1 pseudogene is annotated in these 534 nt (G+C 47.8%); it reads left to right on the forward strand.

Going from position 1 to position 534, the window contains the following annotated elements:
• Positions 1 to 277, forward strand: a pseudogene (locus L2W48_RS12950) (hypothetical protein); the annotation flags it as partial.
• Between the last annotated feature and the right edge of the window lie 257 nt (positions 278 to 534).

Here is a 534-nt window from a genome sequence, read left to right on the forward strand (position 1 = left end):
AGATTGGACAAAGGCCTGGGAAAAAGAGGGTCTTAGAAAAGGAATACACAGAGGTCGCAGAGAGGGAATGGAAAAGGGCATCGAAAAGGGCATCGAAAAGGGCATCGAGAAGGGCAGACAGGAAGGGTTACGTAAGGCTCTTGCTCGTACCGCAATGAGGATGATCGAAAAGGGCATGGATCTCGAAACCATCAGTGAATTGACCGGTTTGGACATCGATAAAGTAAGAGACATGAGCCAAAATCCCGATAGGTACAGAGCCGAAACGGACGGATAATTTTATGGTGAAGAAATAGGAGGCCCGATCGGGCCTCCTGTTTCTTCAGGCCCATGAACAATGCTTCGCGGGGTCCGGTTCTTGTGGCAAGACCGTTGTTGTCCTAGAATATAGCCATGGGACAGATGGATCTAGGATATAAAGAGCTTTTTTCCAACAAAGAGATGGTACGGGATCTTTTGACCGGTTTCGTTAAGGAAGAATGGATAGACGAGCTGGATTTTTCCCGTATGGACAGGGTGTCTGGAACCTATATC

Origin of the sequence: Dethiosulfovibrio russensis (assembly GCF_021568855.1) — a bacterium.
GTDB lineage: Bacteria > Synergistota > Synergistia > Synergistales > Dethiosulfovibrionaceae > Dethiosulfovibrio > Dethiosulfovibrio russensis.